Genomic DNA, 22,087 nt, shown 5'->3' on the forward strand with positions numbered 1-22,087 from the left:
CGGCTGCGCCGCCGAACGGGGCGGTGCGACGTTTCGATAAATCCCCTCGCCACAAAAGCTCTCCAGCCACAGGCATGCTTCTTTTGATTATGAGCAGGATTTCATGACCCCCTTGCCCGCACCCTTGCGCTGGCTGTATTCCCTTGAATGGCGCCGGGGTTTCTTCGACTGGGCACGCAGCGACGGCGTGACCTGGGTCTACATTTTCAAGGTGTTGTTCGCGGCGTTCCTGACCCTGTGGCTGGCCATGCGTCTGGAATTGCCGCAGCCGCGCACGGCGATGATCACCGTGTTCATCGTCATGCAACCGCAAAGCGGCCAGGTGTTCGCCAAGAGTTTCTATCGCTTTCTTGGCACCTTGACCGGTTCGGCGGTGATGGTGGCGTTGATCGCCCTGTTTGCGCAGAACACCGAACTGTTCCTCGGCTCGCTGGCGATCTGGGTCGGTATCTGCTCCGCCGGCGCGGCGCGTTGCCGCAACTTCCGCGCCTACGGTTTTGTTTTGGCCGGCTACACCGCCGCGATGGTCGGGTTGCCAGCGCTGGCCCATCCGGACGGCGCGTTCATGGCGGCGGTCTGGCGGGCGCTGGAAATCTCCCTGGGGATTCTCTGCGCGACCCTGGTCAGCGCCGCGATCCTGCCGCAAACCGCCAGTGCTGCGATGCGCAATGCCCTGTATCAGCGCTTCGGTGTATTCGCCTTGTTCGTCACCGACGGCTTGCGCGGGCGCAGTCAGCGCGAGGCCTTCGAGGCCGGCAACGTGCGCTTCATTGCCGAAGCGGTGGGCCTGGAAGGGCTGCGCAGCGTCACGGTGTTCGAAGACCCGCACATGCGTCGGCGCAACGGTCGGCTCAGTCGCTTGAACAGCGAGTTCATGGGCATCACCACGCGTTTCAACGCCTTGAACCAGTTGCTCGAACGCCTGCGCAGCAGTGACACCGATCACGCCGTGGCGGCCATAAAACCAGGTTTGCAAGATCTCGCCGAATTGCTCGACGGCTTTAGCGGCCGCGCGCTGACCAGTGCCGATGCGGCGCGTCTGTTCACGGCGCTGACGGCCTACAAGACCGGTTTGCCGGCGCGGGTGCGCAGCCTGCGGGCGATCTTCCAGGAGAGCGGACCGAGCGATGCCGAGCTGCTGGACTTCCACACCGCGTACGAATTGCTCTATCGCTTCGTTGACGACTTGCACAGTTATGCTCAGACCCACGCATCGCTGGCCGATCACAGCCACGAGCGCGAACGCTGGGACGAACCGTTCACCCCGCAAACCAACTGGCTGGTGTCGGCGGCCTCGGGGATTCGCGCCGCATTCATTCTGGTGGTGCTGGGCAGTTATTGGGTGGCGACGGCGTGGCCGAGTGGGGCGACCATGACGTTGATCGCTGCCGCCACCGTGGGCTTGTCCGCCGCCACACCGAACCCCAAACGCATGGCGTTCCAGATGGCCTGCGGGACGTTTCTCGGGGCGCTGATCGGCTTCGTCGAGATGTTTTTCATCTTCCCGTGGATCGACGGTTTCCCGTTGCTGTGCGTGATGCTCGCGCCGGTGATCGTGCTCGGTTCATTCCTGACCTCGCGGCCGCAATACGCCGGTGTCGGCCTCGGGTTGCTGATCTTCTTCAGCACCGGGTCGGTGCCGGACAACCTCACCGTTTACAACCCGTACACCTTCATCAACGACTATATCGCCATGGTCATCGGCATGCTGGTGTGCGCGGCGGCCGGGGCGATCATTCTGCCGCCGAACAGTCGCTGGCTGTGGCGGCGCCTGGAGCAGGACCTGCGTGGCCAGGTGGTCTATGCCATCAGCGGCAAGCTCAAGGGCCTGGCCTCGAGTTTCGAAAGCCGCACCCGCGACCTGGTGCATCAGGCCTACGGCTTTGCGGCGGGGCAACCACAAGTGCAGCGCGATCTGCTGCGCTGGATGTTCGTGGTACTGGAAGTCGGGCACGCGATCATCGAGTTGCGCAAGGAGCAGGCGATCCTGCCGGTACATCCGGCCTATGCCGAGTCACAACCGTGGCGCCAGTCCATCCGCGTGATGGGGCGTTCGCTGGTGCGGCTGTTTCTGCAACCGGGGCAGAGCAATCTGGAGCGCGCCTTGATTGCCGTCGACCACGCCATCAGCCGCGTACAAGCCACCGACGAACCTTTCGCCCCGCACTTCGATACCTCGGCGCTGCGCCGGGTCAAGAGCTACCTGCACTTTATCCGCACCTCGCTGCTGGATCCGCAATCACCGCTCACCGCCAATACCAAGCCCCAAGGACTTGAACATGCCTCGTGAAATCGCCTTCCACGGCGTGTACATGCCAACCATGACCCTGATGTTTTGCATTGCGGCGGCGTTGGCCTGGGCACTGGACCGCTTCCTGTCCGGGTTCGACCTGTACCGCTTCTTCTGGCACCCGGCGTTGCTGCGCCTGAGTCTGTTTACCTGTCTGTTCGGCGCTCTGGCGCTGACTGTCTACCGTTGACTCTCTACCACTGAGAATGCCCTGATGAAAAAGCTTTTCAGCCTGCTTGCGACCCTGCTGGTGCTGGCCCTGGCGATATGGATCGGCCGCACTCTCTGGGTGCATTACATGGAAACCCCGTGGACCCGCGATGGTCGGGTGCGCGCCGATATCATCAACGTTGCCGCCGATGTCACTGGCGAAGTGGTGGACGTACCGGTACGCGACAACCAATTGGTGAAGAAGGGCGATCTGTTGATGCGCATCGACCCCGAACACTACCGCCTCGCGGTCAAGCAGGCGCAGTCTCTGGTGGCTTCGCGCAAGGCGACGTGGGAGATGCGCAAGGTCAACGCCCATCGCCGCGCCGACCTGGACAACCTGGTGATCTCCAGGGAAAACCGCGACGACGCCAGCAACATCGCCGACTCGGCCCTGGCCGACTACCAGCACGCCCAGGCCCAACTGGAAGCCGCCGAGCTCAACCTCAAGCGTACCGAAGTCCGTGCGGCCGTCGACGGTTACGTGACCAACCTGAATGTGCATCGCGGCGATTACGCGCGCATCGGCGAAGCGAAGATGGCCGTGGTCGACATGAACTCGTTCTGGGTCTACGGCTTCTTCGAAGAAACCAAACTGCCCCACGTGCGCGTCGGCGACAAGGCCGACATGCAACTGATGAGCGGCGAAGTGCTCAAGGGCCATGTGGAAAGTATCTCGCGCGGCATCTACGACCGCGACAACCCGGAAAGTCGCGAGTTGATCGCCGATGTGAACCCGACCTTCAACTGGGTGCGCCTGGCGCAACGGGTGCCGGTACGGATTCACATCGATGAAGTGCCGGAGGGGGTGCTGATGGCGGCGGGGATTACGTGTACGGTGGTTGTTAACTGACTGTTGGACCGAGTCGTCTGCATTCGCGAGCAGGCTCGCTCCCACAAAGAACTGCGGTACCTGTGGGAGCGAGCTTGCTCGCGAAGGGGCGCTGCAGGCTCAGAGCTGCCCGCGCAACCCGAACCGCTTCATCAACGCCGACTCCAGCAAGCCCTTGGGCAATAACCCCGCCAGCAACGGCAATGCCCGGCTGCCATTGCCGAGACGAATCAGCCGTGGCGGCTTGCTCTGCTGCACGGCCTTGAGCAACCCGGCGGCAAATTCACTGGCCGGCGTCGGATTGTCCTGGGAGGCCTTGGCCCGTGCCAGAATGCCTTCGCGCAGCGGGAACCAGGGTGATTGTTCGCTGATCAGTTGCTCCGCCTCATGCCCGGCATTCTTGGCGAAGCTGGAGGCGATGGCACCGGGCTGGACTTCCATGACTCGCACGCCAAACGGCGCCAGCTCCATGCGCAAGGCATCGCTCAAGGCATGCACCGCCGCTTTCGATGCGCAGTAAGCTCCAGCGAACGGCGTAACCAGAACGCCCGAAACGCTGCCGATGTTCACCACGATCCCTTTGGCCCGACGCAACACCGGAAACAGCGCGCGAGTCACGCCAACGATGGCGAACACGTTGGTTTCAAACTGACGCTGCATCGCCTGCACGCCACCATCGAGCAACGGGCCCATGGCGCCGTAGCCGGCGTTGTTGATCAGCACATCGAGGCCGCCGTGTTGCTGGTCGATCCGTTCGCTCAACTGTTCGAGTGCCTGGCCATCGTTGACGTCCAGCTGCACCGCAATAAAACCGGCGGCAGTCAGCGTTGCGACGTCTTCAGCCTTGCGGGCACTGGCCCAGACTGTATAACCAGCAGATTTGAAGACATCGGCGAGGGCGCGGCCAATGCCGCTGGAGCAACCGGTAATTAACGCAACGGGCATGGCGCGGTCCTTGTGTAAAAAGTGGGGGAAAGCTCAGAGGGGAAAGCTCAGTCGGAGAAACTACCGTGCAAACGCTCGGCGCGAAACTCCAGTGTTTCCGGTCGATAACCGGGGCGCAATGGCGGCAGCGGCAGGCAGTCTTCCCAACTGCCACCGGCCTGCAATTCCCCGGGGCCGCGATAGCGTGGGGCGGTGTATTGATTGTCGGCGAGGTTGACGGTGTCGCCCGGTGCATATGCGGCGACACGCCAGCGTAATTCGGTCAGCGGTACATCGTTGCCGTTGTTCATCGTCAATTTCAGCGGCCGGTCGGCGGGGCAGTGTTGCGGCGCGTAGCTGATGCGCAACTCCAGGCGCTCCAGTTGCTTGAGTTCGCGGTGGTCCATCCAGATGACCCAGGTAGCGACGATGCCCAGGCCCACGGCGGCAGCCATGGACACCGGCAAGGCCTTGGCCGGATAGCGCAGCAACAGGATCAGCCAGGTGATGACCAGCAGGACGCCGATGAACATGACGCGCAAACCTTGGGGGATGGAGAAGACCATCCTACCTAAGTGCAGGGGAGGTTGGCGATGGGCTTGATTTGGCGGTGAATGTGCCGCCCTCATCGCGAGCAGGCTCGCTCCCACAGGGTTTTGGGTTGGTCATGAATTTTGTGGTCAGCTCCGGTCCACTGTGGGAGCGAGCCTGCTCGCGATGAGGCCAGGTCGGGCAGCACAAAACCCGGGCAAAAAAAAGCCCCCGTCCAACCCGCTGCGGATAGGGAACGCAGCGAGCCGGGCAGGGGCTTTTGGTTTTAGCTGATGCTTACTGTGCGATGGTTTTCACCGACACGCCACGCTCGATCGGGGTCGAGCGCCCGTAGATATCTTCAAACCGCTCGATATCGTCTTCGCCCAAATAGCTACCCGATTGCACTTCGATGATCTCCAGTGGAATCTTGCCCGGGTTGCGCAGACGGTGAACCGAAGCAATTGGAATATAAGTCGACTGGTTTTCAGTCAACAGGAACACATTCTCATCGCAGGTCACTTCAGCTGTACCGCTAACCACGATCCAGTGCTCGGCACGGTGGTGGTGCATCTGCAGCGACAGGCACGCGCCCGGTTTGACCGAGATGTGCTTGACCTGGAAGCGCCCGCCCATGTCCACCGAGTCGTAGGAGCCCCACGGACGATAGACTTCGCAGTGGTTCTGGGTTTCGCTGCGGCCCTGTTCGTTGAGGGTGTTGACCATCTGTTTCACGCCTTGGACCTTGTCCTTGTGGGCGATCATCATGGCGTCCTTGGTTTCGACCACGACGATGTTTTCCAGGCCGATCACCGACACCAGTTTGCCGTTGCCGTGGATCATGCAGTTTTTGCTGTCCTGGATCACCACATCGCCTTTGGTGACATTGCCGTTGGCATCTTTCGCATTCACTTCCCACAACGACGACCAGCAGCCGACATCGCTCCAGCCCGCAGTCAGTGGCACCACGCAGGCGCGCCGGGTTTTTTCCATCACCGAATAGTCGATGGAATTGTCCGGGCAGCAGGCGAAAGTGGCTTCGTCGAAAGTGATGCTGTCAGCGTCTTGGTGGCTGCGCTCCAGGGTCAGCAGGCAGGTGTCGTAGATGTCCGGGTCGTGCTTTTTCAGCTCTTCGAGGAAGCGGCTGGCACGGAACAGGAACATGCCGCTGTTCCAGAAGTAACCGCCGGACTGGACATACTCGGTGGCGCGTTTGACATCCGGTTTTTCGACAAAGTGGGAAACGCGGCTGACGCCTTCGGGTAGCAGCGAATCGTTGGTCGACTTGATGTAGCCGTAACCGGTTTCCGGTTTGGTGGCCGGTACGCCGAACAGCACCATTTCGCCGTTTTCGGCGGCGACGGTGGCCAAAGCCAGGGCGCGTTGCAGGGCTTTCTGGTCTTCCAGCACGTGGTCGGCCGGCAGTACCAGCATCAGCTCGTCGCGACCTTCGTTGACCAGCATCATCGCGGTCAGGGCCACGGCCGGTGCGGTGTTGCGGCCGAACGGTTCCATCAGGATGCGCTGGGTTTCCAGTTTGCGCGCGGCCAACTGCTCGTTGACGATGAAGCGGTGGTCCTTGTTGCAGACCACGATCGGCGTGTCCATGCCTTCGAACACCAGGCGCTCCAGGGTTTGCTGGAACAGGGTGTGTTCGCCAGTCAGGGCCAGAAACTGTTTAGGGAACTGCTTACGGGAAAGCGGCCAAAGACGTGAGCCGCTACCACCTGACAAGATCACCGGAATCATATTGTTACTCCTTGAAAATCGTTTGGTTAGAGCTACGAACGCTGTGTCGTTTCACTCTTGTTTTTGTTCCGTGTCCGATCTGACGCCTCGGTCCCCTGTAGGAGCATGGCTTGCCCGCGATGGCGGTCTCGAGGACGCCATCGCCGGCAAGCCGTGCTCCTACAAGAGCGTGGGTCAGTCCGAAAAAATGATTAGCGCGTCGACACCGGGCGTTTTACCCAGACCGGCGACAGGCTGCTGCCGCTGCCGGTGACGTACAGCACTGCGGCTTCACCGCGTTCCAGGGCGACTGGTTTCACGTCGCCGACTTTCGTTGCGCCATCGTATAGCGCCAGGCTGACTTTCACCGGGTTGATTTCACGCTCGCCACGGCCCTTGGCGGCCACGTTCGGGACCACGTCGGTCTTGCCGTCGGCGGTTTTCAGGGTCAGCGCCTTGTCGCTGAGGTTCTGCACCCGTACCAGGGATTTCTGCTTGTTCTTGAACGGCGGCTCTTCGATCAGTTGCGGCGCGCCGCTGGCGTTGTTGACCAGGGTGTAATAGTGGTCGCCGGCCAGTTTCACCGGCAGGGTCTGGCTGCCGACCTTGGCGCTGTAGTCACCGCCCGGCATGAAGCTGAAGTCGCTGCTGGACAGCGGCGCGACATCGCTCAGGTTGGTGCTGCCAACGGTGGCGCTGACTTCAGCGTTGCTGGCGTTGTAGATGCGCACGAAGGACGAGCCTTTCGGTGCGGTCGGGCCGTACAGCGCGGCGTCGCCAGCGGCGAACGCTTGCATCGAAAGCACGCTCATACCAGCAACCAGAGCAAAAGTCTTGGCGAGACGACGAGGAGTAGTCGTGAAAGTCATGGAATTACCTCTCTCTTTCAGTTTTGCGCCCGATCGGGCGTCTCGGATTTAGCGTTAATGGCTACGTTTTGTTGGCGTGCGCCGGCTTGTTTAAGCTCTGCGACCCACTGCGGGTCGGCGTCGCCGATTTCGTTGTTCACAGGCAGATATCGTTCAGGGAACTCCCAGATCAGCACTTGTGGCGGGCTGTTCTTGAAAGCGTCGCTGTTGAGGTAGCTGAGCATTGGCAGAATCGGGCCGTGGCCGTCTTCGGCGTAACTGACCACGTCGCTGCGCAGGGCTTGTTTCAGCGCGCCCACAAAATTCCAGCTGGGATTGGCACTGTAGCTGGTGCCGATCAGCGCTACGGGCACTTCGGTGTTGGCGAACAGGGCGTCGTCAGCGGCCGGCTCGTCGGAAGCGGCAACCGTGTTGCGCTTCTGCAAAGGCTCTTGCGCCGGCATCAGGTTTTCGAACAGCGGGTCCAGCGGCAGGAACAGACGCAGGTCGCCCTTGTGCGTGATTTTCTCCGCAGGCGAAGTGACGAAGTTTTGCGGTTCGCCGCTCAGCGGGTACTTGTCGGCAATGGTCCTGGCCAAGCGGTTGGCAGCAATCTCGGCGCCTTCCGGGGTCCAGTGGGTGTCGGTACGCAGGAACACTTGCTTGCCGTCGCGCTTGGCCGCTTGCAACGGACCCAGCAAATCAGGGGCGAGGATGCGGTCGGCGGCCAGGCGCTTGTGGAAGTCCCGGTAGAGGTTGGCGTGGATGCTGGCCGGTTTCACCTCACCCAGGTGTTCCGGGTACAGGCGCACCTTGGCCGGGACCACCGCCATCACCAGTTTCACGCCTTTCTCTTTAAGGGTCTGGCGCACGCCTTCGACCAGCGCGTAGTTGCCTTGCAGGTTCAGCTCTTCGTTGACCGTCGGATGGAATTCTTCATCGCTGTACAGCCACTGGTCGCGACCGAGCACAACGCCCGGACGACCCTCGTTGAACAGCTTGAAGTCCAGCGCGGCCCAGAGGTTGGTGCCCAGGCGCTTGATCGGGAACTCGTCGTCGTAGTGCGTCTCCACGGCTTTGCTCCAGCGGCCGTTGAGCACCGTCGCATCGGCGTTGGTGCTGAAGCCGAGGAAGCTGCGCACCGACCACAGGCCCAGGGCCAGCAAGGTCACCAGGAATAGGGCGATGTAGAAGATGCGTAATGAGCGGGTCATGGTCAGATCCCTCAGAACTGGAAGTAAAGGAACGGCGAGAAGCTTTGCGCCGAGAGTTTGAGAATCGAGGCGATGAACAGCAGCAACACCAGGGCACGCATCGCATAGCGCGACCAGTCAGCGCTCCAGTAGGCCGGTTGCACCTGAGCGTCGACGCCGACGGTGTAGCCAGGCTGTTGGATGCTCGCCGGGTTATCCCCAGGCGCTGCCTTGATCAGGCCCGGTTCGCTGGCGGCCGGGCCATCGTTGTCGACGTTCACCGCAGGCTTGGTCTTGGCTGGAGGCTGATTACTGTAGAAATCGCGCAGGCCGAAGAACGCCAGGGTCACGTAGGCCACCACCAACGTTGCGATCTGCAGGCCGGTGAGGCTGGCCTGGTTGAGTTCCGACAGCGACCAGTCACCGAAGCTGAACATCGCGCCGTACATGCGTCCGGCAACGTGCAGGTTTTCCGCGCGGAAGATCACCCATCCCATCACCACCAGCAGGAAGGTCAGTGCCCAGCGGATCGGGTTGAAGCTGCGCGGCGAGGTGTTCAGACCGATGGCTTTCTCGATCGCCAGCCACATGCCGTGCCACGCACCCCAGACGATGTAGGTGATGTTCGCGCCGTGCCACAGACCACCGAGCAGCATGGTCAGGAACAGGTTGCGATAGGTGGTCAGCGTGCCTTTGCGGTTACCGCCCAAAGTGATGTACAGGTAGTCGCGCAACCAGGTCGACAAGCTGATGTGCCAGCGGCGCCAGAACTCGGTGATCGACTGGCTGATGTACGGCTGCTTGAAGTTTTCCATGAAGCGGAAACCCATCATCAGGCCCAGGCCGATGGCCATGTCGCTATAGCCGGAGAAGTCGAAGTACAACTGCGCGGTGTAGGCGAGGGCGCCGAGCCAGGCATCACCCGTGGTCGGGTTTTGCAAGGCGAAGCAATGGTCGGCCACCACCGCGAGGGTGTCGGCGATGAAGACCTTCTTGATGAAACCCTGCATGAACCGCGTGCAGCCCTCGGAGAACTTGTCGAGGGTGTGGGTGCGGTTGTTGAACTGGTCGGCCAGGTCGCGGAAACGCAACACGGGGCCGGCGATCAGGTGCGGGAAGATCGCCACGAACGCCGCGAAGTCGATCAGGTTGCGGGTCGCCGGGGTATCGCCACGGTAGACGTCGATAATGTAGCTGATGGACTCGAAGATGTAGAACGAGATCCCGATCGGCAACAGCACGTGGGTCAGGATGAACGGCGAAAGGCCGACCGAGGTCATCATGGCGTTGATGCTGTCGACGCCGAAGTTGGCATACTTGAAGTAGCCGAGAATGCACAGGTCGACGGCCACGCCGAGCAGCAGCCAGCGCTGCGCCGGTTTGGTCCGCACGCCTGCGGCACCGACTTTCAGGCCGATCCAGTAGTTCCACAGCGTGACCGCTGCGAACAGTGCGAGGAAGTCCACACGCCACCAAGCGTAGAACATGTAGCTGGCAATCAGCAGCAGCAAATTGCGATAGCGTTGCCCGCTCAAGTAGTACAAGCCGAGAAAGATCGGCAAGAACAAAAACAGGAACACGTTGGACGAAAAAACCATCCCGATCTCTCCTTGTTTGAACCTACATTCAAGGGCCAACGCCCCCCCCAAACCCCCCACGAAAAACCAGGGGGCATCACACAAAACTTAAACCTGACACTGCCCCTGTAGGAGCAAGGCTTGCCCGCGATGAACGATGATGCGGTTCATCTGTTGCACCGCGTTGGGGCCATCGCGGGCAAGCCTTGCTCCTACAGGTTTTGTGTCGGTCTTCAAGAACCCTTGTTGCCCTTCTCGTTGGCCGGGTCGTAGACCTTGGTCAGGTCACCACCTAGGCGGAAGGTCTTGAACGGCTGCATCTCGTGCTTCTTCTCCAGCACATCCGGCGTGCAGGTGTAGAGCGTGCAGAACGGTTCGAGCCAGGCGAATTTCGAGTCGACTTTCAGGTCGGTCATGTCCTGTTCCTTGCCGTTCTTTTTCTCGAACTCATCCGGGTCTTTCACCCCGGCGAGTACTCGATCACCCAGGCGTTTCAGTGCGCCGTTGTTTTCCTGGCGCAAGTCCACCCCATTGACCTGAGCGAAACTGGCGATCATCGCCAGCGGCGGCAGGGCGTAGTTGTGGTAGGCCAGCGCCCGTTGCTGGCGCTTGAGTTCGTTGGGCAAGAAGCCCTGGGCGTCGACCTGATTGGCGCCGACCTTGTATTCCTTCACGGCCCAGTCGAACAGGTCGCGGCGGTTGGTGGCGACGGAGGTTGCCATCACTGACCAGGCGGCCCAGTAAGAGTGGTTGTTGGTCTTGTCCAGCGGCAGGTTGTCCCAGTCGCTGACCACCTGATCGGCCATCTTGCTGAACCAGGCTTCGATCAGCTGCGACTCTTGCTGATGATTGGCCAGCGGATGGGAGTCGGAGAATTTCAGGCGAATGTAGGACGACGCCATGCTACCCAATGCCCATTTGCGCATCGACTTGCCGGTGTGGTTGAAGTCCTTGGACATCAGCGCATCGGCCTTGGCCCACGCAGTCAACCAGGTCAGGGTGCATTCCAGCTGTTCCGGGCGACCGTCACGCATGAACTGCATCACCCGCTTGCTAGTGCCGCGCTCGATCTTGGTGATGTCGGCGGTGCTGTCGCGGAAGGCTTTTTCCGATTGCTCGTTCAGGGTCGAACGGGCCTTGTCCGAGCCTTCGTACTTGCTGCGAAATTGCAGCGAGCCGGTGTACGGCGTTGGCATGGCGTCACAACCTTCGCTTTTGTCACCGGTTTTGACTTTTTCAATCGGCGCGAAGTAGCCCTGAGGCGGACGCAATGGCGCGGCAGCCTGAGTCGCTCCAGCAAACATTGCGAGACTCAGAAGCGTCAGTGTTGCAAGTTTCGGATTTCGCATAGCAGACCTCATTGCCCGGCCGAAGCGGTACGTTGCTCAGCGCTCGGGAATACGTTGCGTTTGCAGATTTTTGCTTCGACTTTCTGTGGCGCGGCACCCGCTTTTTCAGGGCCCTGGATTTCAACGGCCAGCAGATTCTGCGAGGCCCAGTCTTCATCCGTGCGCAACTCGAAGGCGAAACGCCCGTCGGTGTCGGAGGTTTCCGGTTTGTCGATCTTGATGTCCTCGTGGCGCCCGTTCATGTACCAGAGGGTGGCTTGCAGGGTTTTCACCGAGGTGTCGGCGAAGCGGATGTCGACCTGGTGACTGCTGTTTTGCAGGTTCAGGTTTTTGCTGTTGACCATCAGTTCGTTCTTGCCCGGTTTCAAAGTGGTGCTGCCGGACATCTGTGCATCCTTGCCTTCGCAACCGTTGTCCAGCAGCGCCATCATCTGGCGGTAGATGGTTTCCTGGTCGAGGCGATAGAGCGGCGAGAATTCCCAGATGAGAATTTTCGGCGGGTTCTTCTGGAACTCGTCGCTGCCCAGGTACTGCAGCATCGAACCTTCCAGGCCACCGCCGGGGAACGCCACGTTGAGAATGTCGGCGCCGATGGCCTCTTCGAGGAAACCGGCGAAGTTGTAGTTCTTGCCACTGTGGCTGGTGCCGACCAGGGTGATCTCCGGATTACCGGAATCGCCGAACAGGTCGCCATCGCCCGCTTCGCCCTTGGGCTCGGTGGTGAATTGATCCATGTACTGGATCGCGTAGCTGGTGCCACAGAGTTGACCGGCCATGCTGTGCAATGTTCCGGTCTTGCCCATGCGACCCGACTTATGGGTCTCGAATTCACGCTTGGGAATGTCGGCGAAGGCCGGGATCTGCTTGACCTTCTCGGCGACGATTTTCGCCGTGCGCTGGGCGCCGTATGGGGTCCAGTGCTGGTCGCCGCGGAAGTAGAAGTCATGGGCGGGCAGGGTGTCGGGCAGCTGTTCGTTGGTCAGCGGCGACAGGTCCGGCACCACATAACCCATGGCCGCGAAACGGCCGAGCATGGTCTTGTAGTTCTTCAGTGCCTTGTCGAAATCGAAGCTGGCTTTCTCTGCCGGGTTGAGCTTGTTGCGGTTCACCAGGCCACGGGTAGGTTGATAAACCACAACGAGCTCCACGCCTTTGCTCTTGAACGCATCGCGCAGTTGCTTCATGCGCTTGTAGCCGGCCGGGGTGGTGTCGAATTCGGTACGCAAGTCTTCCTGGGTTCGGAACAACCAGTCGCCCTGAGCCTGCACCAGGGTGGTGAAGTTCTGCTGATAGCGCGTGGTGTAGTTCTTCGCGTCGTGGGCCGCGGGGCACAGGCTGCAGCACGGTTCTGCGGAAAATTTCGGTGCTTGGACTTCGTCCGCTCGTACACCGCCGCTGGCGGCTAGAATGCCGGCAGCCAGGGCCGACAGGCTGAGTAATTTGATCAAGTGTGGGTGCATAAAATTATCCTCAGTCCTGCATTTCGGTCTGGCGTTCGACAGGGTCGATCAGCACGGCTTTCTGCTGGCGCACCAGCAGGTCGAGAATTTCATCCTGGCGTTCGCCGAGAATCCCCGAGAAGCTGATGCCGCTGGATTTGGTCGGCGCGAGCATGGACACGCGATACAACTCGACGCTCAAAGGCGAGTCGATGGACAGCGGGCCGCTGCCGTTGGCCGCCAGTTCACCGCCGACCACAATCAGCGACACCTGGGCGTCGAACGGGTCGAGCTTGATGTCACGGTCGGTGTCGGTCAGGTCCTTGATGTGCCCGTAGACGCCGGTCAGACCGTTGGCCATGGCGACGTTTTCGTACAGGCGAATGTTCACGCTGTTACGAATGCGGATGCCGTGACGACGGTTGCTGATCACCTTGTTGCCCCACAGCAGGTTGTCGGCACTCTCGTAGAGGGTGATGCCGTCGGTGTGGTTCTGGTAGATCTCGTTGTGGGCGATCAGGTTATTCACGCTGTTACGGTCGATCACCAGGCCCGACAACTTGTTGTCGTAGCTGCGGTTGTTGAAGATGAAGCTGTCGTTAACCTCACGGGAAATAATGATCCCGTGCTTCTTCTTGGTTCCGAACACCGTGTTGTCGGCAATGATCAGGCCGTGGGAACGGTCGTGCGGGTCGATGCCGTAGACGATGTTGTCTTTGTAGGTGTTGCCCTTGACCACGAAGTCGCGGGTTTCGTAGCAGTAGAAGCCGTACCACATGTCCGAGAATTCGGAGCCGACGATCCAGCCGGTCGGCTCAGGACGCTTGAGCACCTTGGCCATGTTCGGCGTGTACTGGGAAATACTCACGCCGTAGGACTTACTGTTGGCGTAACCGAAACTGGCGATCTTGCTGTTGGCGATGTAGGTCTCGGTGCCGCCCCAGGACAGCAGGAACGGACGGAATTCCTTGGGCGACTTGAAGGCCGCCGGGCCGTTTGCCTTCTCGCTCCAGCCAGTGATTTTGGTATCGCGTACGAACAACTGGCCGTCGTTGACCAGGAACGAACCGGCCTCCTGGGACAGGCGCAATTCCTGGGTCTGCTTGTCGATCTCCAGGATGCCCTTGCTTCCGACCACGATCGGCAACTTCGCCAGGAACACCCCCGGCGAGGTTTCGCTGAAGTACTGCTTGGGCAGCTTGTTTGCCAGGTCCTTGAGGTTCATGTAGCCGTCGTCGATGAAGATCGCCTGCGGGATGCCGTGCTGACGCACCACCCACTCGGCCATCTTGTTGTCGCCGCCGATGAAGTCCTTCAGGGCGTCTTCCTGCATCATCCGGCGCACGCTGATCTTGCCGGCCTTGCTGCGCACGATTTTCGCGGCGATGGCCTCGGCGGTATAGCCGGAGGTGTCCGGCAGTTTCGGCTGGGCCAGTTCCAGCGGCGCGGTCGGTGCGCTGCTGACGGTGTAGGTCTTGGCCTGTTGCAGTTCCTTGGCCATGGTTGCTGGCTTCGGCGCCGGCTCCACATTGGCGAAGGCAGCCGCGCTCGCCAGCAGCATCGCGCCGGCCAGCAAGGTCATGGAACCTTTCTTGGCACTGTTCATCTGGGAGACTCCCTTCGCAATGTGCATCAGAAGCGCCAGATCACGTCGACGAACGCGCGGTGCATGTACGAATCGACTTCTTTGCCGTAGGCATCGCCGGGCTTGAACACACCGCCACGCAAGCGCACCAGGGCCGAAGGTTCATCGATCTTCTGGCTCAATGCCGCCGGCAGCAGGCCTTGCTTGAAGTACTTGGTGACCACCAGATCCATTTCCTGGCCGAGGTCTTTGTCACCATCGTTCAGCGGCAGGGAGGTGCTGGACAACACGGCGCCGGTAACGTCGTCGGTGTTGTTCTGCACGGCGTCGATGCCGTTGCTGGTGATCGGCTTGTTACCGTCGACACGCCAGAATTTGTGGTAGATCAGGCTGGCGTCGTATTCGTCGTTGAGCATCCACGAACCGAACAGCGTGGCCGATTGCATGTTGTTCATTTCGCCACGGAAGGCTTCGCCGAAACGGTGCACTCGCGAGCGGGTCCCGGTGTAGTTCGAGCGATTGCTTTCCAGGCCGTTCTGTTCGTAATCGGCGCTGGCACGGGCGTAGGCCGCACCGACTTGCCATTGCGGATCGAGGCGCAGACGCACGCCCAGATCCGTAGCCCAGCCGTCGACATCGCCGCTGTGCTTGGCTTGTGCCGGTGCGCTGCCATCGGCGTTCAGCGGGTTGACCGTGTCGCGGTCGCCGCTCATGCCGGTGATGCTGCCCCAGTAGTTGACTGTGTTTCTGTTTTTCAAGCTATAGGCATCGCTGTTGGCCTGCAGGCCCAGCCAGCTGATGTCGCCATTCTGTTTTTTGTCCAGCGAATCGCCCGGTTCACCCGGCGTCGGGTAGTCGAGCTTGCCGTCATCGTGGGTGTGATGACCGCGGATGCCGGCCCAGTGACCCGGTGTCCATTGGTATTCGGCATCGGCGAAGGCGTGCAGGCGATCCTTGTCCTTCGGTGCTAATTCCTTCAGGTCGGTGCGGTACTCGCTGAAACGTTCGGCGATACCGGCGTTGGCGCGCAACAGGGTGGTGTCGAAGGTCCAGTTCAAGGCTTCGATGTTGGTATCGCGCCATTGACCGTCATCGTTGTGCAGACGCTGGCGACCAAATTTGAGGATTTCGCCAGGGTAGGGCGTGAAGCCGCTGTAGCCGACCCAGAACTCGCGCATCGCCAGGTAGTTCTTCTTGGTCTTGCGATCATTGTTGACGGTGTTTTCGGTGCCTTCGGATTCCTGCAGGGTGTCGGTCTCGATGATGTCGGTGGACGTCACGGCCTGACCCATGGCGTACGCGCTCCACGCGCCGCTCTCGCCATACACCCAAGGGCGCAGGTCGAGGCCGAGGCCATTGACGTCGCCGCCACTCTGGGTGCCGAGGTCACGGTCGTCTTCGGACTGGCCGGTGATTTTCACGTCCAGGCCGTAGTTCTTGGTTTCTTCAGTCATCGCCGCCAGTGTCGGGCACGACCAGATCAGCGCGAACGTCAGGCCGATCCCGGCCTTCATGAATGGATTCAACTTCATAGGGATTCCTCGCCGTCTTCTTCTTGCAGGGCGTGCAGCTGCAGCGTGTTCTGGCTCAAGTTGCCGCGAACAGCCTGTTCTTGTTTCAACAGGCGTTGGGCCTCGGCCAGCTGCGCAGGCGGCAGTTGGGCTTCGAGTGTTTGCGCAAGCTCGGTGGCTTGCGGGGTGTTCTGGGCCTTGGCGAGCTGGCTGAACACGTAGGCGTTGAGCGGGTCAGGCTTGGTGCCTTTGCCTTGGGAAAACAGCTGGGCGATGGCGAAGTCGGCGCTGTTCTGGCCGTTGCGCGCAGCGGTCAGCAGGTGGTCTAGGGCCTTCTGCGGATAGACCTTGCCCAGGTAGCCACGGCGATAGATCTGGCCGAGGTAGTAATCGGCGGCGACTTCGCGGCCGACGGCTTTCTGGAAGTGTTCCTCGGCGACCTTGGCGTCGGCCGGGACCATCTTGCCTTCGTAGTAGAGCTTGCCCAGCAACAGCTCGGCGCGCGGTTGATCGGCGGCGCGGCCGTTGTCCAGGTACTTCATCATCTGGTCGACATCGCCCAGTTCCGGGAAGTCGTAGAGCAGTTGCGCCAGGCTGACCCAGGAAGCGGGGTAGCCGGGGGCGATATCTTCGAGCAGCGACTGCGCGGTTTTTTCGTCGGTCTTGCCCAGGGTCGCATCGCCGAGCACGCGAGCAACACTGTCCACCCGCTGAGCGGTGACGGTGCCGCGACTGTGTGCTGCCTGCATCTGCTTGATCAGCTCGGCTTGTTGCTCCGGTTTACCTTGTTTCTGGTAGACCGTGGCCAGTTCGACGTAGCAGATGTCGGTGGTGTTGAGTGCCGCTTTGCAGACCGTTTCCACTTCATCCAGGTGCTGGTCGTAGGTGCCTTGGGTGCGATAGAGCAACACTTGCGCCAGGCCCGCTTGCGGCTTGCCTTCGGCGCGCCATTGGCTGATCTGTTTTTGCGCATCAACGTTGGGGAAGCTGTGCGGGTATTGCAGGTACAGCATCGCCAGCGGGATCAGGGTGTTGCCTTCACCGGCGGCCGAGGCCTTTTTCAACAGGCCTTCGGCTTCGTGCTGTTCGGCTTCGGTGGAGCCGGGCTTGGCCACCAGCAGACGACCCAGGCGTGCCTGGGCGCGCGGTGAAACACTGGCGGCGGCACGGTAAGTCGCCTCGGCCTGTTTCATCTGCGCCGGGTCGCGGCTGTCGACCTGGAGGTCGGCCAGACCGACCTGGGCTTCGCTGTAGCCCAGGTCTGCCAGTTGCTGGTAGTTCGCCGCGGCGGTGGCGGTATCGCCACGCTTGAGCGCTTCGTTGGCCAGGCGCTGGTCGGGCAGGCCGGCGCAACCGGCGAGGCTCACCGCCAATGCCACAGCACACACCGCATAACCCATGTGGGAGCGAGCCTGCTCGCGAAGCAGGCGGCGCGGTGTATCAGACAAACCGAGTTGACCCCTTCGCGAGCAGGCTCGCTCCCACAGGGTCGGCGGTGTGTTGAGGATAGGAGTCGTCACAGGCATGTCCTCCGGTTACAGACCAGCAGCCATGGCTTTATCGATCAGCCAGTTCAGGTTCGGGCCACGGTCGCTGTTCACTTCCACCGGACGGCCGGCGAGGCTGCTGTCCAGGGCTTCGTCAGGCTGGATCAGCACGCGGATGTCGGAGGACAGGTCGGCGCTTTTCAGGCTGGTGCTGCTGACGATCTTGCCGGTGCGGGTCTTGTCTTCGCCGGCGATCTGGAAACGCACCGCGGTGCCTGGCAACACGTCGCCGAACTGGCGATAGGAGAAGCGCGCCTCAACGTTGGCTTCGCTGTTACGCGGCACCAGTTGGAAGATCACGTCACCCTTGCTGGCGTACTGACCGTCGGCGACCATTTGCTGGGCCACGGTGCAATCGCAAGGCGACGTCAGGGTGCCGGTCATTTGCTTGCCGAACAGCTCTTCAACCTTGGCCGGGGCCAGTTGATCGTCTTCCAGATGACCCTTGAGTACGTCGAGCATGCTGGTGCTGAAGGTCGCTAGCGGCGCGCCTTTGGCGGCGACGCCATCGGCTTTCACCAGGCTCTGCACGGTGCCGTCGCGGGGCATGGTGATGTTCACGCCCGGCACGCTGACAAGGCCGGCCTGGGCGTGGCTGACGAAGTACATGCCGTACACCGACTTGAAGATGAACCCGAACGCCGCCAGGCCGACGACGAAAATCCCCAGGCTGAAGGTCACCGCTTTCATGCGCCCGAATGCGCTCATGCCGTGGCCGCCGTCCTTGACCTTGCGCGCCTTGGTGAAGTTGTCGCGCTGCAGGGTCGCCAGCACTTCGCCGATGGTGACGATGTCGCCGGCCAGGTGCGAAGTGATCAAATGGCGCAAGGTCGAAATGTCTTGCGGTTCCAGGTTCTGGAACTGGCAACCGGTACGACCGGTCTGGCGATCGTAGGAACGCACCTGCAACTCCACGTCCATGGCCAGGCCGAGGTTGTCGATGACGAATTGCAGGCGGGCCTTGTACTTGTCGCCGATCTTCAGTGGCAGTTGCCCGGCATTGAAGGCCAGGCCACCGGCGGAGAGGTCGATCACCCGCGCTTCGACCGGTGTCCGGTCAGGGCCGAAGAAACGCAGCTTGGCCGGGATTTTCACTCGGGCGTGTTGGCGCTGGGCTTCGGATTCATGCACTACGTTGGCGTTGACGGCGGTATTCATAAGGCGATTTCCTGGTTAATTCAAAAAGGGGGCGGTCAGACCATCATCAGCAGCACGGCGACAAAAATGCTGCCGGCGGAGAAGGTCATGGTCCGAGACGACCAGGTGTTGAACCAACGTTGAAAGCTGGCGAGATCACGGGTCAGAGCAGTGGGCTGGCGAGTCCAGGACTGTTGGTCGAGGCGGAAGAACACGTAGATTTTCACCAGCGCGCCGACGATCTGGTTGTAATAGAGAATCGCCGGGTAGGCCGGGCCGATCCGGTGGCCGGAACAGGACAGCAACAGGGTCAGGATCAGGCGGGTGATGCCGATCCACAGCAGGTACACCAGGATGAACGCGGTGCCGTACTTCGCGCTTGCGATCAGCGCCACGGACAGGCCCAGCAGGGAGGTCCACATCGACACGCGTTGATCGAACAGCACCACCGACGTGAACGCGCCGAGGCGTTTTACCCCAAGGCCCAGGGCCCGGGAGTTCTGCCGCAGGTTGTTGCCGTACCAGCGGAACATCAGCTTGCGACTGGCCTTGATGAAGCTCTTTTCCGGTGGATGCTCGACGGTGTTGATCGCTGCATCGGGCACGTAGAAGGTGTCGTAGCCCAGACGCATCAGGCTGAACCAGCTGGACTTGTCGTCGCCGGTGAGGAACTTGAAACGACCCAGGCGCCAGTGTTGCAGCGAGTCGCTTTCCACGTCGGCGATGAATTCCGGGTTGGTGACCACGGTGGCACGGAACACCGACATGCGCCCGGTCATCGTCAGCACGCGCTTGGACAGGGCCATTGAGCACATGTTGATGTGACGCTGGGCGAAACGCAGCTTGTGCCATTCGCTCATGATGTAGCCACCGCGAACTTCGCAGAACTCATTGGTGGTCAGGCCTCCGACATTGCCGAACAGCTGGAACCACGGCACGGTCTTGCGCACCACGCCTTCTCCGAGCACGGTGTCGCCATCGATCACGGCCACCACGGCGCGGTCATCCGGCAGGTGACGGGAGATGGCGCGGAAACCGAAGGCCAGACCATCGCGCTTGCCGGTGCCGGGGATGCGCACGAAGTCGAGCTTGACCCGCGCCGGTGGGTTCATCCGGTTCCACAGGCTTTTCACCAGCAGTTCATCGGACATTTCGACGATGGAGCAGACCACGGTGGTCGGCAGCTCACAGTCGATCGCTTCGCGGATCACCGAGCTGTAGACCTGCGCGGTGGTCAGCGCGTCAATACGGAAACTGGTGACCATCAAAAATACATGGGACGGGTCCGCCGCCTTTCCCAGCTTGCGCACTTTGCGCCGCAGGTGCGGGTAGACCACGTACAGAAACAGCATGCCGCGCACAAAGTGCGTGGCACCCATCGAGTAGCGCCAGATACCGACGATACCGATCAGGAAAATGAAGTCCTTCGACTCGGAGTCGAACGTGGACACAGGCAGCGCCATGGCGATGCCCATCAGTAAACTCAGGTAGAACAGCCAACCGGCGGCCTGGAGTAGGCAGTGCTTTAGCCTGTGCATAATCGGAATCCTAAAGTCATGTGCGAGCCCCTCGCCCCTGTAGGAGCACAGCTTGCCGGCGATGGCGATCTCAAGTACGTCATCGCCAGCAAGCTGTGCTCCTACAGGTGTTTCATGCGCGGAAGCGCGGTGTCGGAGACGGGATTCCGCGTTACCAGCAGATGCCTTCAGCCCGGCCAGCCGTGCTGGTGGCCTTGGACATGAAGCCGACCAGGTCGATCACTTGCTTGCCGTGCGGGACGTCCTTGACCAGGGCGCGGAATTTCTCGTCACGGTTGCCGAGGATGATCACGTCGGAGTTGTTGATCACCGCGTCGAAGTCGGAGTTGAGTAAGGACGAGACGTGGGGGATCTTCGACTCGATGTAGTCCTTGTTCGCACCGTGCACCCGGGCGTACTCGACGTTGCTGTCGTAGATGCTCAGGTCGTAGCCCTTGCCGATCAGCATTTCCGCCAGGTCAACCAGCGGGCTTTCGCGCAGGTCGTCGGTACCGGCCTTGAAGCTCAGGCCCAGCAGGGCGACTTTGCGTTTGTCATGGCTCTGGACGATGTCGAAGGCGTTCTGCACCTGGGACTCGTTACTGCGCATCAGCGAGTTGAGCAGGGGGGCGTCGACGTCCAGGGAACTGGCGCGGTAGGTCAGGGCGCGTACGTCTTTCGGCAGGCAGGAACCGCCGAAAGCGAAGCCCGGGCGCATGTAGTACTGGGACAGGTTCAGGGTCTTGTCCTGGCAGACCACGTCCATCACTTCACGACCATCGACGCCGACGGCCTTGGCGATGTTGCCGATCTCGTTGGCGAAGGTCACCTTGGCGGCGTGCCACACGTTGCAGGTGTACTTGATCATCTCGGCAACGGCGATGTCCTTGCGGATGATCGGCGCGTCGAGCTCTTCGTACAGCGATTGCAGAACGTCGCCCGAGGCCTTGTCGAACTCGCCGATGACGGTCATTGGCGGTTGGTCGTAGTCGGCGATGGCGGTGCTTTCGCGCAGGAACTCAGGGTTGACCGCCACACCGAAATCGACACCGGCCTTCTTGCCGGAGCAGTCTTCCAGAATCGGGATGACAACGTTTGCGACGGTGCCCGGCAAAACGGTGCTGCGCACCACGATGGTGTGACGGGTGGTCTTGTCACGCAGGACAAAACCGATCTCGCGGCACACGGCCTCGATGTAGTTGAGTTCCAGGTCGCCGTTCTTCTTGCTCGGCGTACCGACACAGATCATCGACAGGTCGGTGTCGCGAATCGCCTCGGCGAAGTTGGTGGTACCGCGCAGGCGACCGGTCTGGATACCTTGTGCCAGAAGTTCGCCCAGGCCTGGTTCAACGATCGGAGAACGGCCTGCATTGATCATATCGATCTTGTCTTTGGCAACATCGACGCCAACGACGTCATGGCCCCGTGCAGACAGGCAACCGGCACAAACTGCGCCAACGTAACCCAAACCAAATATGCTGATGCGCATCGCATTTACCTCAGTGTTGATCAAGCCATTAGATGGCCGGAGTTAATGGTGTTCAGCGGTTATAGTGCACACGGAAGTTAAGCCTTGCAGGCGCGACAATACCGCGTGCTGGCATAAAAGTTCCGAGTGTCTAAATAAGTGCGCTCAAGGTTGGCGCAACTAGGCCTTGTTGTTATGACTTGCCCTGTTATGCAACCAGTCCTCTATTCAGAAGATGTTCGTGCATTGATCCTACGCGCTTGATGTCAGGCCGAAAGCCCGTAGATCAAGGGTTTTGGTGCCCAGGTGAGCACGTTAATAGGGGCGCGGCCTTGGCCTTGTAGGGGATAGTGATGGTGCGTATCTCCTGTCCGTTCTGGTGTTGCCCAAATCAGGGATAA

The 22,087-nt window shown here is 60.9% G+C and carries 17 protein-coding genes; 3 read left to right on the forward strand and 14 right to left on the reverse strand.

Annotated features, from left to right (window positions below):
* Positions 1-103 precede the first annotated feature (103 nt).
* Genes ACA058_RS04370 through ACA058_RS04380 form a run of 3 tightly spaced genes read left to right on the forward strand, consistent with a single transcriptional unit; the run spans position 104 to position 3,353 of the window.
* Complete coding sequence (locus tag ACA058_RS04370; RefSeq protein WP_497638011.1) at positions 104-2,290, forward strand: FUSC family protein; 2,187 nt, start codon at positions 104-106, stop codon at positions 2,288-2,290.
* Positions 2,280-2,480 carry a DUF1656 domain-containing protein gene (locus ACA058_RS04375; RefSeq protein WP_497638012.1) on the forward strand — a complete coding sequence of 67 codons (201 nt, stop codon included), beginning with the start codon at positions 2,280-2,282 and terminating at the stop codon, positions 2,478-2,480. The genes ACA058_RS04370 and ACA058_RS04375 overlap by 11 nt, the downstream gene beginning before the upstream one ends.
* A 24-nt stretch (positions 2,481-2,504) precedes the next feature.
* On the forward strand, positions 2,505-3,353 hold the full coding sequence (locus tag ACA058_RS04380; RefSeq protein WP_497638013.1) for an efflux RND transporter periplasmic adaptor subunit: 849 nt from the start codon (positions 2,505-2,507) through the stop codon (positions 3,351-3,353).
* Positions 3,354-3,452: 99 nt separating this feature from the next.
* Here the strand turns inward: ACA058_RS04380 and ACA058_RS04385 are convergent, their stop codons facing one another.
* The 14 genes from ACA058_RS04385 to ACA058_RS04450 all read right to left on the reverse strand — a co-directional run bounded on the left by ACA058_RS04385 (position 3,453) and on the right by ACA058_RS04450 (position 21,707).
* Positions 3,453-4,277 (reverse strand): SDR family oxidoreductase, encoded by an 825-nt coding sequence (locus ACA058_RS04385; RefSeq protein ID WP_497638014.1) that lies wholly within the window; start codon positions 4,275-4,277, stop codon positions 3,453-3,455.
* 47 nt (positions 4,278-4,324) lie between these two features.
* Positions 4,325-4,789 carry a multidrug transporter gene (locus ACA058_RS04390; protein ID WP_497638015.1) on the reverse strand — a complete coding sequence of 155 codons (465 nt, stop codon included), beginning with the start codon at positions 4,787-4,789 and terminating at the stop codon, positions 4,325-4,327.
* Between the two features lie 295 nt (positions 4,790-5,084).
* Positions 5,085-6,536, reverse strand: coding sequence for a mannose-1-phosphate guanylyltransferase/mannose-6-phosphate isomerase (locus ACA058_RS04395; protein ID WP_497638016.1), 1,452 nt, complete (start codon positions 6,534-6,536; stop codon positions 5,085-5,087).
* Positions 6,537-6,727: 191 nt separating this feature from the next.
* A complete protein-coding gene (locus ACA058_RS04400) occupies positions 6,728-7,384 on the reverse strand; it encodes an alginate O-acetyltransferase AlgF (protein WP_179053966.1) in 657 nt (218 codons plus the stop codon).
* Positions 7,385-7,401: 17 nt separating this feature from the next.
* A complete protein-coding gene (locus ACA058_RS04405) occupies positions 7,402-8,577 on the reverse strand; it encodes an alginate O-acetyltransferase (protein ID WP_497638017.1) in 1,176 nt (391 codons plus the stop codon).
* An 11-nt stretch (positions 8,578-8,588) separates the two neighbouring features.
* Positions 8,589-10,154, reverse strand: coding sequence for an MBOAT family O-acyltransferase (locus ACA058_RS04410; protein WP_497638018.1), 1,566 nt, complete (start codon positions 10,152-10,154; stop codon positions 8,589-8,591).
* A gap of 212 nt (positions 10,155-10,366) precedes the next feature.
* Positions 10,367-11,482: a mannuronate-specific alginate lyase gene (locus ACA058_RS04415; RefSeq protein WP_497638019.1), complete on the reverse strand. Its 1,116-nt coding sequence runs from the start codon at positions 11,480-11,482 to the stop codon at positions 10,367-10,369.
* Positions 11,483-11,490: 8 nt separating this feature from the next.
* Positions 11,491-12,942, reverse strand: a complete 1,452-nt coding sequence (locus ACA058_RS04420) for an alginate O-acetyltransferase (protein ID WP_497638020.1) — start codon at positions 12,940-12,942, stop codon at positions 11,491-11,493.
* 10 nt (positions 12,943-12,952) lie between these two features.
* Positions 12,953-14,527, reverse strand: coding sequence for a mannuronan 5-epimerase AlgG (gene algG / locus ACA058_RS04425; protein ID WP_497638021.1), 1,575 nt, complete (start codon positions 14,525-14,527; stop codon positions 12,953-12,955).
* Between the two features lie 26 nt (positions 14,528-14,553).
* Positions 14,554-16,038 carry an alginate export family protein gene (locus ACA058_RS04430; protein ID WP_497638022.1) on the reverse strand — a complete coding sequence of 495 codons (1,485 nt, stop codon included), beginning with the start codon at positions 16,036-16,038 and terminating at the stop codon, positions 14,554-14,556.
* Positions 16,035-17,537, reverse strand: coding sequence for an alginate biosynthesis TPR repeat lipoprotein AlgK (algK, locus tag ACA058_RS04435; RefSeq protein ID WP_497638023.1), 1,503 nt, complete (start codon positions 17,535-17,537; stop codon positions 16,035-16,037). The genes ACA058_RS04430 and algK overlap by 4 nt, the downstream gene beginning before the upstream one ends.
* 15 nt (positions 17,538-17,552) lie before the next feature.
* A complete protein-coding gene (locus ACA058_RS04440) occupies positions 17,553-18,722 on the reverse strand; it encodes a PilZ domain-containing protein (protein ID WP_497638024.1) in 1,170 nt (389 codons plus the stop codon).
* Between the two features lie 35 nt (positions 18,723-18,757).
* Positions 18,758-20,239 (reverse strand): mannuronan synthase, encoded by a 1,482-nt coding sequence (alg8, locus tag ACA058_RS04445; protein WP_497638025.1) that lies wholly within the window; start codon positions 20,237-20,239, stop codon positions 18,758-18,760.
* A gap of 151 nt (positions 20,240-20,390) precedes the next feature.
* Positions 20,391-21,707, reverse strand: a complete 1,317-nt coding sequence (locus ACA058_RS04450) for a nucleotide sugar dehydrogenase (RefSeq protein WP_497638026.1) — start codon at positions 21,705-21,707, stop codon at positions 20,391-20,393.
* Positions 21,708-22,087 lie beyond the last annotated feature (380 nt).

It is taken from the genome of Pseudomonas sp. LBUM1649, assembly GCF_059716155.1.